This is a genomic window from Gilliamella sp. X-60, from assembly GCF_057063585.1.
The window spans coordinates 1-13671 of the sequence record NZ_JBXSQJ010000031.1; the positions used below are offsets into that span (position 1 = coordinate 1).

Here is a 13671-nt window from a genome sequence, read left to right on the forward strand (position 1 = left end):
GGCAGTCTACGTGTGCGTAGTGACGAGTTGGTGTGTCATATTCAACGTGTGAAGTGTTGATGGTGATACCACGTGCTTTTTCTTCTGGTGCGTTATCGATTTGATCGAATGCACGAGCTTGACCGCCATATTTTTTAGCAAGTACAGAAGTAATTGCCGCAGTTAAAGTTGTTTTACCGTGGTCAACGTGGCCGATTGTACCAACGTTAACGTGGGGTTTTGTACGTTCAAATTTTTCTTTAGACATCTTAATGTTCCTTTATTAAATCACTTCCCCTATGCTATTAAGGGAAGTGTTACTTTATTTAGATAAAATTATTTTGCTTTACGAGCTTCAATAATTGCGGTTGCAATATTTGTTGGTGCTTCATTGTACTTCAAGAACTCCATTGAGTAAGAAGCACGACCTTGAGTTTGTGAACGAAGGTCTGTTGCATAACCAAACATTTCTGAAAGTGGAACTTGTGCTTTAACTGTTTTACCAGTTGCAGTATCTTCCATTCCTTCAATCATACCGCGACGACGGTTTAAGTCACCGATAACATCACCCATATAATCTTCTGGAGTTTCAACTTCTACTTTCATAATCGGTTCTAAAAGCACAGGTTTAGCTTTCATGAAGCCGTCTTTAAATGCCATTGAACCGGCAATTTTAAATGCCATTTCTGATGAGTCAACATCATGGTAAGAACCATCAAAGATAGTGACTTCAACATCAACAATTGGGTAACCAGCAAGAACACCGTTTTTCATCTGTTCTTGACAACCTTTATCAACTGCAGGAATGTATTCTTTAGGAACCACACCACCAACAATTTCATTGTTGAATTTGTAGCCTTCGCCACCCGCCTCTAATGGTTTGATTTTTAACCATACATGACCATATTGACCACGACCACCAGACTGACGAACAAATTTACCTTCTTGTTCTACTTCATTGCGAATTGTTTCACGGTAAGCAACTTGTGGTTTACCTACATTTGCTTCCACTTTAAATTCACGTTTCATACGGTCAACGATGATTTCCAAGTGAAGCTCACCCATACCAGAAATAATGGTTTGACCTGATTCTTCATCTGTGTGAACACGGAATGAAGGGTCTTCTTGTGCTAGTCGACCTAAAGCAAGCCCCATTTTTTCTTGGTCAGCTTTGGTTTTTGGTTCAACAGCAACCGAAATTACTGGCTCAGGGAATTCCATTCTTTCAAGGATGATTGGTGCGCTTTCCGCACAAAGTGTATCACCTGTAGTTACATCTTTAAGACCGATTGCAGCAGCGATGTCACCAGCGCGGACTTCTTTAATTTCTTCACGTTTGTTAGCGTGCATCTGAACGATACGACCAAAACGTTCTTTTTTATCTTTAACAGAGTTAAGAACAGTATCACCAGAGTTAACCACACCAGAGTAAACACGGAAGAATGTTAAGTTACCAACAAATGGGTCTGTTGCAATTTTGAATGCTAATGATGAGAATGGTTCATCATCACTTGAATGACGTTCTGCAGCTTCACCGTTTTGTAATTCACCTTTGATTGCTGGTACATCAGTTGGTGCTGGTAAATATTCAATAACCGCATCAAGCATGAATTGAACACCTTTATTTTTAAAGGCACTACCACAAGTGACTAAGATGATTTCATTAGCAAGTACGCGTTCACGTAATGCTGCTTTCACTTCTTCTTCAGTTAACTCTTCACCACCAAGGTATTTTTCCATTAACTCTTCACTTGCTTCAGCAGCAGTTTCAATTAAGAAAGAACGCCATTCTTCGACTTCTTCAACCATATCTGCTGGTACATCTTCATAAGTGAATGTTACGCCTTGATCAGCATCATTCCAGTTGATTGCTTTACGTTTAAGTAAATCAACAACACCAGTAAATCCTTCTTCTGCACCGATTGGTAAAACTAAAGGAACAGGTACTGCTGCTAAACGAGTTTTGATTTGATCAACAACACGTAGGAAGTTAGCACCCATACGGTCCATTTTGTTAACAAACGCAATACGTGGAACTTTATATTTGTTTGCTTGACGCCATACAGTTTCAGATTGTGGTTGCACGCCACCAACTGCACAGTAAACCATTACTGCACCATCAAGAACACGCATAGAACGTTCAACTTCGATTGTAAAGTCAACGTGTCCCGGGGTGTCGATGATGTTGATACGGTGTGGTTCAAATTGTTGGCCCATACCAGACCAGAATGCAGTTGTTGCAGCAGATGTGATAGTAATACCACGTTCTTGTTCTTGTTCCATCCAGTCCATGGTAGCTGCACCATCATGAACTTCACCAATTTTGTGACTTACACCAGTATAAAACAAAATACGTTCAGTCGTTGTTGTTTTACCTGCGTCAATATGTGCACTAATACCGATATTACGGTAGCGTGCTATAGGGGTTGTACGAGCCATATTAATCCTCTGTTTAGAATCGCTTGCTTAATAAAACATCATTTTGGTTGACTGATAGCAAATAAGGGCTATCAGTCCTAATTCAAGTCACTTATATAAATACAAGTGCGAATATTACCAACGATAGTGTGCAAACGCTCTATTAGCTTCAGCCATACGATGAACATCTTCGCGTTTTTTCACAGCGGTACCTTTGTTCTCAAAAGCATCCATCAGTTCATTCGCTAGGCGTAAAGCCATTGATTTATCGCCACGTTTACGTGCAGCATCTACAATCCAACGCATTGCAAGTGCATTACGACGAACTGGACGCACTTCAACAGGAACTTGGTATGTAGAACCACCAACGCGACGAGACTTAACTTCTACAGTTGGTCTTACGTTATCTAGTGCAACTTCAAAAGCTGCTAAGTGGTCTTTTCCACTACGCTCAGCTAATTTATCAAGAGCTGAATATACGATTGATTCTGCGATAGATTTTTTACCATCTATCATTAAAATATTTACAAATTTCGCCAGTAACTCTGAACCGAACTTCGGATCAGGAAGAATTTTTCTTTGACCGACAACATGACGACGTGGCATTGGAATACTCCGTTTATATGTTATAAATTTTTCAGGTTTACCCAAAACTCAAATGAGTTAAATGGAATTATATAGTTTGGCCTTACTTAACGGAGTCCCATTAAGCTTTAGATCGTTTAACACCGTATTTAGAACGGCTTTGTTTACGGTCTTTAACACCTGCACAGTCTAGTGCACCGCGAACAGTGTGATAACGAACACCCGGTAAGTCTTTAACACGACCACCACGGATTAAAATTACGCTATGTTCTTGTAGGTTATGACCTTCACCGCCGATATAAGAAGTCACTTCAAAACCATTGGTTAAACGTACACGACATACTTTACGTAATGCTGAGTTTGGTTTTTTCGGTGTAGTTGTGTAAACACGAGTACAAACACCGCGTTTTTGCGGGCATGCTTCAAGCGCAGGAACGTTACTTTTCGCTTCCTTTAGTGCTCTTGGTTTGCGTACCAGCTGATTAATTGTTGCCATTAATAAGCTCCTGATTAATTAAAATAAATTTAAAATTGCTTTTTAGATACGTAATTAATAACTGTAGACCAAAACCTATGTATATAAGTTTTGGGTCGCAAGATTCTAGACCCCAGAGGAGATAATGTCAAGTTTTTGCTATCAATAAGTGCTTGATCTTGGCGTTAATTATTTGTAGAAGGTGGTCGCTATTTTAATGAAGAAAAACCGGTAAATTTTAAAACGGGTAATAAGTATATCCAGACATATACTAGCTGTTTTGCTAATTGCTATATACCCCACCGTAAGTAACGATGGGGTATTATTTTTTAGTGGTGATCGATAAAAATAAATTTTAAAGCGAATAGTACAGCAAATATAATCACACACAGATTTAATTGCTTAAATTTACCCGTAAAGGTTTTTAATACCACGTAAGAGATAAAACCAAGTGCAACACCTTCAGTAATGGCAAAGGCAAATGGCATCATGATTGCGGTAATAAAGGCTGGCGTCGCCTCAGTTAAGTCAGACCAGTTAACTTTAACTAAGCTTGAAACCATTAAGATCCCAACAAAGATAAGTGCGCCAGATGTTGCATAACTTGGTACTAAATGAGCAAGTGGCGATAAAAATGTCACGATTAAGAATAATAAACCCACTACAACCGCGGTTAATCCTGTTCGCCCCCCCACTGAAATACCAGCTGAACTTTCGATATAGGTTAACACTGATGATGTGCCAAATAATCCTCCTAAAGATGAACTAAAACTATCGATCAATAGCGCTTGGCGCATTTTGGGGAATCGACCTTTTTCGTCACTGATTCCAGCTTTATCAGTTAATGCTAAAATAGTGCCTGATGAATCAAATAGGCTGACAATCATTATCGAAAAAATAACACCCATGATGCCGATATTAAGCGAGCCAGCTAGATCAACATGACCAACAACGCTAGTCACACTTGGTGGCATAGACACAATACCTTGGTAACTAATATTAGGATCAAGCCATAATGCCAGTAATGTTACGACTAAAATCGAAACTAATACGGCTGCATGAAAGTTACGAGCTGCTAAAATAACAATGATGAAGAAACCAAGCGATCCCAATAAAACTTTCAGCGATAAGATATTACCCATTGTTAAGAGTGTCGAAGGAGATGCAACTACAATCCCCATATTTTGAAAGCCCATAAAAGCAATAAATAGCCCAATACCGGCACTAATGCCTATGCGTAAACATTGTGGAATATGCTCAATTAACCAATGACGGACTTTAAAAAGTGACAAAGCAAAAAAGGCTAAAGAGCCCCAAAATATGGCGCCCATGCCGACTTGCCAAGAGTAGCCCATTGCACCGCATATACCATAGGCGAAAAAGACATTAAGTCCCATCGCAGGCGCTAATGCAATCGGTAAATTGGCAAATAAACCCATTAGAATCGTCGCAAAGGCAGTAACCACACAGGTTAATACAAAAACAGCAGAAGTATCCATTCCAGTTGCAGATAAGATGGATGGATTGACGAAGATGATATAAACCATTGTTAAAAAAGTGGTACAACCAGCGATAATTTCGGTACCGACAGTTGTTTTTTTCTCTTTCAGCTGAAATATTTTTTCAAATATTGAATTCATAAGTTAAGGCCTAATTTAGATTGATAAGCAAGAATAAAAGTTTATTGAGTGCTATCTATTTTTACCAAGAGGTAAAAATAAAAAAGATGAAGAGCTGTTGCCCCACATCTTCAAATAAACAGAAATTTTACTGCTTTATTATTGCCAGTTATTTATTTTGGTCAAGCGTTATTCTAGTTATTTCGCTGCACTATACTATAACGTTACAGAATCAAGTTTGTTTAACGTGATTTTTACTTTAAGAATTCTGTGGCTTTCTATTTCGGCGACTTCAAATAAATAATCGCCGATTTGTAATGTTTCGCCAACATTGAGTAAATGCTGCGCTTTTTCCATTAACAGCCCAGCCAAGGTATGATATTCACGCTTATCATCAAGGGCAATTGGCACAAAACGCACTAGTTCTTCAACAGGAATGTAACCATTAGCCATCCAACTATTATCACCAAGGCATTGAATATCATGTTTGGCATCAATTTCCTCTTCTTCAGTTGGAAAATCACCAGCAATGGTTTCAATGATGTCTGTTACCGAGACAACCCCTTGCATTGAACCAAATTCATCAACTACGAAAGCAAAATGCGTTTTAGCCTTTTTAAATTGTTCTAGTGCAACCAGTAACGATACCGTTTCTGGAAAGATTAAAGGTTGTTTGATAAGTGAGTGAATATCAATTGGTGCTTCACTTTGCAGCACATCTTTTAAAAGATCATTGATTTGGATAATACCTAAAGGCTCATCAATTGAATCATTATCGGTGACAACTAAACGTGAATGAGGATTATCAAAAATTTCTTTTATAATAGCGTCACGATCGTCATTAATATTAACCATATCAACGTCAAGTCGAGATGTCATAATGCTACTGACTGAACGTTGTGCCAGTCCAAGAACTCGTTCAACCATGCTCAGCTCTTGATGATTAAACACCGGAGCTTTTTTATGAGTATCTGATGCCACATCAGTAGTGTGACTATCTGGATCTTCTTCAGCATCCCCTTTTAATAGGTGTAAAATTGCTTCAGCTGTGCGTTCGCGTAATGGTTTTTTGTTTAATGCTTTGCGACGATTAAAAATAGCTAATTGATTGAAAAACTCAATCATAATTGAAAAGCCGATAGCCGCATATAAATAACCTTTCGGAATCATAAAATCAAAACCTTCGGCAACGAGACTAAAACCGATCATTAATAAAAAACTCAAACAGAGGATAACAATAGTTGGGTGAGCGTTGACAAAATTAGCCAGAGGTTTACTCGCAACCATCATAATACCTATTACAATACATACCGCAATAATCATCACAGGAATATGCTCAACCATACCAACAGCAGTAATAACTGAGTCAAGTGAGAAGACGGCATCTAATACCACAATTTGCGCAACAACAGTCCAGAAATGAGACGTTTTTTTCGGTTTACCATCTTCATGAGATGAGCCTTCTAGGCGTTCATTGAGTTCCATGGTTGCTTTAAATAGTAAAAATACCCCGCCGATTAACATAATCAGTTGGCGTGCATTAAAGTTGATTCCGAATATTGAAAATAACGGCGTGGTGAGCGTAACTAACCATCCCGTGAACATTAACAATAAAACGCGTGTAATTAATGCGAAAGCGAGACCAGTAACGCGTGCTTTATCTCGTTGTTGGGGAGGAAGTTTCTCGGCAAGAATGGCAATAAAAACAATGTTATCAATGCCAAGGACGATTTCAAGTACAACCAGAGTGGATAAGCCAATCCAAATTGTAGGATCCATGATCCATTCCATATGTCAGGTGATTACCTCTAATAAATACAGCACATGCTGCGTTGTAATTCTGGCTGTAATTGGGCAAATAATCAATAAAATATTTATAAAAATTACGTATTTTGTCAAAAACTTTCAGGAAAGTATGTGTTTTAGTATAAAATCAGCTTCGCCAAAAAGTAGGCGTAAATAAAACCAATAGTGTAAAGATTTCCAACCGCCCAAATAACATATCGACAACCATTACCCACTTTACTATATCGCTCACACTAGCAAAATTATCGCTCACACTACCAAGGCCGACCCCTAAATTATTCAGTGATGAGGCAACAATGTAAAAAGAATCTGTAGTATCAATGCCGGTTGCCATAATAGCAAATAAGCTAACTAAAAAGACTAACGCATATGCCGAAAAGAATCCCCAAACAGCTTCAATAATACGTTCAGGCACTACTCGATTATTTAATTTTAAAGTATAGATAGCATTTGGATGAATTAAACGCTTTAATTCACGCGACCCTTGCATAAACAACAGCAGAACTCGAACTACTTTTAAGCCACCGCCAGTTGAACCTGCACAACCACCAATAAATGAAGCACACAGTAAAAAAATCGGTAATGATGAAGGCCATGTATTAATATCATCAACCGTAAATCCAACCGTTGCCGTTATCGATACAACTTGCAGTACTATTTTATCGATACTTAATTTCCGTTCTGGTTGATAAAAATAAATGCCAAACGCACAGATTGCAATTAAAACAGCTAAAATAAAAACAAAAGTTCTAAATTCTTGATCTCGCCAGTAAACTTTAATTGAAAATCCACTTAATGCGGCAAAATGAAGCGCGAAGTTACAACCCGATAAGATTAAAAAGAGAGTAACAATGTAATTGATTGTGGCGCTATTAAAGTAAGCAAGGTTATCGTCGTGAGTTGAAAATCCTCCCATTGATATTGTCGAAAAGCTATGTGATACAGCATCAAATACATTCATGCCAGCCAGCCAAAGACAAATAGCGCAAAGTGTTGTCAGCAAAATATAAATTGACCAAAGTGTTTTTGCGGTTTCGGCAATGCGAGGACGCATTTTACTGTCTTTTTGTGGGCCGGGGATTTCAGCGCGATAAAGTTGCATGCCCCCTACACCCAACAATGGTAAGATGGCGACAGCCAAGACAATAATCCCCATACCACCAAGCCATTGCAGTAATTGGCGGTAAAAAAGTAGAGCTTTAGGTAGATGATCTAACTTAACAATTGTTGTGGCGCCCGTAGTGGTTAGGCTCGAGAACGATTCAAAAAAAGCATTGGTTAAATTTAAATTAATATGCGTATCAAAAATAAAAGGGAAGGCACCTATTGTACCAAGCACAACCCAAAATAGTACGACGATAAAAAAGCCTTCACGCGTGCTCAGTTCATGGCGATGGTGACGATTAGGTAGCCATAATAAACATCCTAATATCAATGCAGCAAAAAATGATCGAACAAAGATTGCACCAGCGCCGTCACGATAGATTAAAGCAATAAGAGCTGGTAGTAGCATAAATATCGATAACAGGGCAATTAATAGCCCAATAATGCGAAGGATTGATCGCCAATGCATAATAATAGTCTCTATTTAAAACCACGAGCTGTTTTGATAAGATCATAAGCAGCTTGAATTTCTTGTGCACGTTTTTTGGCAGCTTCCAACATTTCTTTTGGTAAACCTTTAGATACTAATTTATCTGGATGGTGTGCATTCATCAATTTACGATAAGCTCTTTTGATTTCTGAGATTTCAGCAGATGAGTCAATACCCAAAATTCTGTAAGCATTTTGTAGATCTGATTGCGTCGATCGGCCTTGATAACCACCATAATGATTACTACGTTGATATTGATCCCGCTGATTTTGTTGGTTGTTATAACTATTATGACGAAAATGGTAACTACCCATCATCATTTGAATATATATTGCCATTTGTTGACGTGGAATATTAAATTCTTCAGCTACAATAAAAAGAATTTGTTGCTCTTTTTCATCTAAAATTCCATCAACTAATGCCGCTTGGATCAATTGCTCACAAAAAATATTTAATACATTACGTCGGTAACGATATTGTGCATATAGCTCAGCTAAACGAGACCTGAGTGGATAGTCACTGGCTTTGCCTCGATTAAATGAGTCTTGTGCTAGTTTTCGACTATTTCGATCCAGTTGTAATCTGTCCATGAATTGGCTAGCCAGATTAATATCATCTTGAGTGACAACACCTTTTGCTTTACTTAAATGACCAAGGACTTCAAAAACAACCGTTAAGTAAAGTTCTGGATTTGCTTTGGTTTTTTGTTCGGTTAATTTATTGCAAAATGCTTGGTAAAGCATTGGACCAATAAATAACCCAAATAAAAACCCCCATCCCGTTTTTAATACAATACTTAATACAAAGCCAGTAATCATCGCCCAGATAAAAGACATATTATTCGTTCACCTCAATCTTATCTATCTTTTGTAAACCTCGTGGTAACGCTGTGCCTTTGCGTGCTCGTTCTGCTCTAAATTTTTGTAAATCGGCAGGATTGAGTGTCAGTTTACGTTTTCCTGCATACAAAGTCACTGATGCCTCTGAGGTAATGAATATCATATAAGAAAGACTATCATCTGCGCCAGATAGCGACACAATTTTATTTCCTTTACCTTTGGCTAGTTCTGGTAAATCTTTTACTGGAAAGATGAGCATTCGACCTGCTTGAGTAATAGACAGCAGTAAACTATGTTCAGATAGAATTTCCATAGGTGTAAGTATTTTTGCATTATTTGGCAAATTGATAACCGCCTTACCGTTACGGTTGCGAGCAACTAAATCATTAAATTGACAAATAAAACCATAACCTGCACTAGATGCCATTAGAAATTTTTGATTATCATTTTGACACATCAGCACATGTTCAACCGTTGCGCCCGCAGGTAGCGCTAGTTTACCAGTTAATGGTTCACCTTGGCTTCGGGCAGATGGTAAGGTATTTGGCTCTATAGCATAACTACGACCTGTTGAGTCGATAAAGATAACTGGCTGATTGCTTTTTCCTTTCGCGGCGACTTTAAAGCTATCACCCGCTTTATAACTTAAACCTGTAGCATCAATGTCATGACCTTTAGCGGTTCTAACCCAGCCCATTTCAGACAAAATAACAGTAACAGGTTCGGATGGTGTTAACTCTTGTTCACTAATAGCTTTAGCTTCACTGCGCTCAACAATCGGTGAGCGACGCTTATCACCATATTTTTTTGCATCTTCTTGCAACTCTTTTTTAATTAAATTACTCAGTTTTTTAGGTGAAGCTAACAAAGCTTGCAGATGATCACGCTCTTTTGCAAGCTCACTTTGTTCACCTTTAATACGTACTTCTTCAAGTTTGGCTAAATGACGGAGTTTTAACTCTAAAATAGCTTCGGCTTGAATATCGGTTAATGCAAAACGGCTAATTAATTCTTGTTTCGGTTCATCTTCGTTGCGAATAATTTCGATCACTTCATCAATATTTAAAAATGCAATCAATAAACCATCAAGGATATGTAGTCTTTTTAAAATTTTATCTAAACGATAATTTAGGCGACGAGTGACAGTGTTTTTACGATATTCAAGCCATTCAGTGAGAATTTCAACCAAACCTTTGACTGACGGGCGATTATCCAGCCCAATCATATTCATATTAACACGATAACTTTTTTCGAGATCGGTGGTTGCAAATAGATGATTCATCACTTGTTCTAAATCGACTCGATTTGAACGTGGCACAATCACTAAACGAGTTGGATTTTCGTGATCCGACTCATCGCGTAAATCTTCAATTAAAGGTAGCTTTTTAGCTCGCATCTGAGAAGCAATTTGTTCTAGGATTTTAGCGCCTGACACTTGATGAGGAAGATCTGTAATCACAATATCTCCATCTTCTTTTTTCCAAACCGCACGCATACGAATTGAGCCACGCCCTGTTTTATAGATTTTCGCGATATCATCAGGTGGCGTAATAATCTCAGCTTCGGTCGGAAAATCAGGCCCTTGTATGTGAGCCATTACTTCGCTTAAAGTTGCATTTGGATTGTCAGCCAGCATAATTGCCGCATTCGCCACCTCACGAATATTATGTGGAGGAATATCGGTTGCCATACCGACCGCAATTCCCGTTGTGCCATTTAATAAAATATTCGGTAGTCTGGCTGGTAACATTTTCGGCTCTTGTAAAGTACCATCAAAATTTGGCGTATAATCAACCGTTCCTTGCCCTAACTCACCTAATAATAATTCAGCATATTTCGATAAGCGTGATTCGGTATAACGCATAGCAGCAAATGATTTAGGATCATCTGGTGCCCCCCAGTTACCTTGCCCATCAACTAATGGATAGCGATATGAAAATGGTTGTGCCATGAGCACCATAGCTTCATAACAGGCGCTATCACCATGAGGATGATATTTACCAAGTACATCCCCTACAGTACGTGCTGATTTTTTAAATTTTGCTTGCGCATTTAAACCTAGTTCTGACATGGCATAGACAATACGTCGTTGCACGGGTTTGAGACCGTCACCAATAAACGGTAGTGCGCGATCCATAATGACATACATTGAGTAGTTTAAATAAGCGCTTTCGGTAAAGGTACGTAGCGACTGGACTTCTACTCCGTCATGAGTTATATCACTCATTATTGTTCCTCTAAATCATTCTGTTTGTTAGACATCAAGTTCAACTTGATCGCCTTTTTCTTGTAGCCACTCGCGGCGATCTTCTGCGCGTTTTTTGGCAAGTAGCATATCCATTAATGCCATCGTTTGCTCACTATCATCAAGCGATAGCTGTACTAAACGGCGCGTATTGGGATCCATCGTTGTTTCACGTAGTTGCAGAGGGTTCATTTCCCCTAATCCTTTAAAACGCTGTACATTTGGTTTGCCTTTTTTACGTTTAAGCTGCTCTAAAATACCTTCTTTTTCTTCTTCATCTAAGGCGTAATGAACTTCCTTTCCTAGATCGATACGATAAAGTGGAGGCATAGCAACAAAAACATGCCCATGCTCAACCATGGTACGAAAATGACGAACAAATAACGCACAAAGTAAGGTGGCAATATGTAATCCATCCGAGTCAGCATCGGCTAAAATACAAATTTTACCATAACGTAATTGGCTCAAATCATTGCTATCTGGATCAATACCTATTGCCACTGAAATATCATGAATTTCTTGAGATCCTAATACTTCGTCGGATGACACTTCCCAAGTATTTAAAATCTTACCTTTAAGCGGCATAATGGCTTGAAATTCACGATCTCGAGCCTGTTTAGCTGAACCGCCAGCCGAGTCTCCTTCCACTAAAAAAAGTTCAGTACGGCTTAAATCTTGCGATGAACAATCAGCCAGCTTACCCGGTAGTGCAGGGCCACTAGTTAGCTTTTTGCGGATAACTTTTTTTGAGGCTTTTAAGCGTTTTTGCGCACTGGAAATTACCATTTCAGCTAATAATTCAGCTATTTGCACATGTTGATTTAACCAAAGACTAAACGCATCTTTCACAATTGCCGACACAAATGCCGCACTCTGGCGTGATGATAATCGCTCTTTAGTTTGACCTGCAAATTGAGGTTCTTGCATTTTAACCGAAATAACATAAGCACAGCGTTCCCAAATATCATCGGCAGTTAATTTTAAGCCTCGCGGTAACAAATTGCGAAACTCACAAAACTCACGCATTGCGTCTAACAAACCTTGACGTAAACCATTAACATGCGTACCACCTTGTATCGTTGGAATTAAGTTAACGTAACTTTCAGTCAATAGTTCTCCACCTTCTGGCATCCAAACTAGTGCCCACTCTACGGCTTCTGTTTCACCAATATGGCTGCCAGTAAAAGGGATTTGTGGTAATAGTGGGTAACCACTAACAGATTCCATTAAATAGTCTTTTAGGCCATCTTGATAACACCAGCGTTGTTCGGTTTTGTTGATTTTATCTTTAAAAATAATATCAAGACCTGGGCAAAGCACGGCTTTGGCTTTAAGAAGATGAGACAAACGTAGGACAGAAAATCTTGGAGAATCAAAATATTTTTCGTCTGGCCAAAAATGCACTTTGGTACCCGTATTACGTCGCCCACACGTACCAGTAACATGCAGATCCTCAACCTTATTGCCGTTTTCAAAAGCTATTTCGTACACATGACCATCACGATGAACGGTAACATCAACGCGTTTAGATAACGCATTGACCACCGAAATCCCCACACCATGCAAACCACCCGAAAATTGGTAATTCTTGTTCGAAAATTTACCACCAGCATGTAAACGGCAAAGTAATAGCTCAATTGCAGGCACGCCTTCTTCCGGATGAATATCAACAGGCATTCCTCGCCCATCATCAATGACTTCTAGTGAATTATCTTCATACAGAGTTACCTTGATTTGACGAGCATGGCCAGCGATGGCCTCGTCGACACTGTTATCAATGACTTCCTGCCCTAGATGGTTTGGGCGACTTGTGTCAGTATACATTCCTGGACGATGACGAACAGGATCTAGCCCTTTTAATACTTCAATATCAACGGCATTATAAGTGGATTGCGACATAATGTTTCTATATTACTCGAATAAATGGCGGCTATTATACCAACCTTTGAACAATAAGACCAAGGTCAATGGTAAAGGCACTTTAACAAGTGATGAGATCCGCTATTAATTAGGTAAGCTAAATAATACGATTTTTTAAGGAGGTAAGATAAAAATTTATTACTAAAAACACAAAATCGTTTATAATTCACCCTGATATTGATTGTTTATTA

The 13671-nt window shown here is 38.7% G+C and carries 10 protein-coding genes; all 10 read right to left on the bottom strand.

The window, feature by feature from the left end; all coding sequences use genetic code 11:
* Window positions 1–247: GTP-binding protein (locus ACYIAM_RS12295; protein WP_483748328.1), on the bottom strand; the 247-nt coding region annotated here is incomplete at its 3' end.
* A 68-nt stretch (window positions 248–315) separates the two neighbouring features.
* On the bottom strand, window positions 316–2418 hold the full coding sequence (gene fusA / locus ACYIAM_RS12300; RefSeq protein ID WP_065638791.1) for an elongation factor G: 2103 nt from the start codon (window positions 2416–2418) through the stop codon (window positions 316–318).
* Between the two features lie 114 nt (window positions 2419–2532).
* Window positions 2533–3003 (bottom strand): 30S ribosomal protein S7, encoded by a 471-nt coding sequence (gene rpsG / locus ACYIAM_RS12305; RefSeq protein ID WP_034915550.1) that lies wholly within the window; start codon window positions 3001–3003, stop codon window positions 2533–2535.
* 100 nt (window positions 3004–3103) lie between these two features.
* Complete coding sequence (rpsL, locus tag ACYIAM_RS12310; protein ID WP_483748466.1) at window positions 3104–3478, bottom strand: 30S ribosomal protein S12; 375 nt, start codon at window positions 3476–3478, stop codon at window positions 3104–3106.
* Between the two features lie 308 nt (window positions 3479–3786).
* Window positions 3787–5097, bottom strand: coding sequence for an NCS2 family permease (locus ACYIAM_RS12315; RefSeq protein WP_174797749.1), 1311 nt, complete (start codon window positions 5095–5097; stop codon window positions 3787–3789).
* A gap of 195 nt (window positions 5098–5292) precedes the next feature.
* On the bottom strand, window positions 5293–6867 hold the full coding sequence (locus ACYIAM_RS12320; RefSeq protein ID WP_483748467.1) for a TerC family protein: 1575 nt from the start codon (window positions 6865–6867) through the stop codon (window positions 5293–5295).
* A 142-nt stretch (window positions 6868–7009) separates the two neighbouring features.
* Complete coding sequence (locus tag ACYIAM_RS12325) at window positions 7010–8455, bottom strand: TrkH family potassium uptake protein (protein WP_174797747.1); 1446 nt, start codon at window positions 8453–8455, stop codon at window positions 7010–7012.
* Window positions 8456–8466: 11 nt separating this feature from the next.
* Entirely contained in the window at window positions 8467–9312 is an 846-nt protein-coding gene (gene djlA, locus ACYIAM_RS12330; RefSeq protein ID WP_483748468.1) for a co-chaperone DjlA, read from the bottom strand.
* Between the two features lies 1 nt (window position 9313).
* Window positions 9314–11542: a DNA topoisomerase IV subunit A gene (gene parC, locus ACYIAM_RS12335; RefSeq protein ID WP_483748469.1), complete on the bottom strand. Its 2229-nt coding sequence runs from the start codon at window positions 11540–11542 to the stop codon at window positions 9314–9316.
* A gap of 27 nt (window positions 11543–11569) precedes the next feature.
* Window positions 11570–13459 carry a DNA topoisomerase IV subunit B gene (gene parE, locus ACYIAM_RS12340; protein WP_483748470.1) on the bottom strand — a complete coding sequence of 630 codons (1890 nt, stop codon included), beginning with the start codon at window positions 13457–13459 and terminating at the stop codon, window positions 11570–11572.
* Window positions 13460–13671: the final 212 nt, after the last annotated feature.